Here is a 1,177-nt window from a genome sequence, read left to right as displayed (position 1 = left end):
GTCGAAGGCGCCGCGCCCAAGGCGCTAGCCAGACTGGATACGCCTGACGCGATCTTCATCGGCGGCGGCGGCAGCGACACCGGCGTCTTGAGCACAGCCATCAAGGTGCTTCGCTCGGGCGGCCGTCTCGTGGCAAACGCGGTGACGCTGGAGATGGAAGCCCTGCTTCTTGCCCAACATACGAAGCTCGGCGGCGATCTCACGCGGATAAACATCTCCCGGGCCTCGCCGGTCGGCTCGATGCCGGCCTGGCGGCCGGCCATGCCAGTGACGCAATGGAGCTGGATGAAGCCATGATGGTCGCAGGCATAGGCTGCCGAAAGGGCGTGGGCGTCGAAGAGGTGCTTGCGGCGATCGAAACGGCGCTGGAGGCGCATGGGTTGGCGATGACGGCGCTGTCGGCACTGGCGACTGCCGCGTTCAAGAAGGATGAAGAAGCGATCGCCGCCGCTGGCCGCACGCTGAGTCTTCCCGTCATCGTCGTCGACGACTCAGCACTTCAAGCTGCCTCGTCGGATACGCTCAGCCATTCCGATCTCTCGCAGGATGTTGCCGGCACACCATCGGTCTCCGAGGCGTCCGCCCTCGCCGTGGCCGGCACAGGCGCAAAACTGCTTGGCCCCCGCACCGTGCTCGGCCCGGTCACCTGTGCCATCGCCATCAGCGGAGATGCGCCATGACCGTTCATTTCATCGGCGCCGGTCCAGGTGCGGCCGACCTCATCACGCTGCGCGGCGCAAGGCTTTTGGCAAACTGCCCGGTTTGCCTGCATGCCGGCTCGATCGTCGCGCCCGAATTGCTGCAGCACTGCGCGCCGGGGACAAAGCTGGTCGACACCGCGCCGATGTCGCTCGACGAGATCGAGGCCGCCTATCTCGAGGCGCACAAATCAGGCCAGGATGTCGCCCGCCTGCATTCCGGCGACCTGTCGGTATGGAGCGCGGTCGCCGAACAGATCCGCCGGCTGGAAAAGCACGGCATCCCTTATACGCTGACGCCGGGCGTCCCCTCCTTCGCCGCCGCCGCCGCCGCACTTCGCCGCGAGCTGACCATTCCCGAAGTGGCGCAAAGCCTGGTGCTGACCCGCATTTCCGGGCGCGCCTCAAAAATGCCGCCCGGCGAGACGCTGGCCGGCTTCGGCCGCACCGGCGCCACGCTCGCTATTCATCTGGCCCTG

At 66.9% G+C, this 1,177-nt stretch carries 2 protein-coding genes and 1 pseudogene; all 3 read left to right on the top strand.

Annotated features, from left to right (window positions below; all coding sequences use genetic code 11):
- A pseudogene (locus ENZ75_RS32375) lies at positions 1-297 on the top strand (cobalamin biosynthesis bifunctional protein CbiET); the annotation flags it as partial.
- A complete protein-coding gene (locus ENZ75_RS32370) occupies positions 294-680 on the top strand; it encodes a cobalamin biosynthesis protein (RefSeq protein WP_013531079.1) in 387 nt (128 codons plus the stop codon). The pseudogene ENZ75_RS32375 and the gene ENZ75_RS32370, both read left to right, overlap by 4 nt.
- On the top strand, positions 677-1,177 hold a 501-nt coding region (locus ENZ75_RS32365), incomplete at its 3' end, for an SAM-dependent methyltransferase (RefSeq protein ID WP_128278641.1). The genes ENZ75_RS32370 and ENZ75_RS32365, both read left to right, overlap by 4 nt.

Origin of the sequence: Mesorhizobium sp. M7A.F.Ca.CA.002.04.1.1, assembly GCF_004022805.1 — a bacterium.
GTDB lineage: Bacteria > Pseudomonadota > Alphaproteobacteria > Rhizobiales > Rhizobiaceae > Mesorhizobium > Mesorhizobium ciceri.
Note: the sequence above shows the minus strand (reverse complement) of the source record. Positions and strands in the feature narration are given on the sequence as shown.

Coding starts and splice junctions, on each gene's coding strand:
- ENZ75_RS32370 (WP_013531079.1), top strand. CDS start 294: ATGATGGTCGCAGGCATAGGCTGCCGAAAGGGCGTGGGCGTCGAAGAG.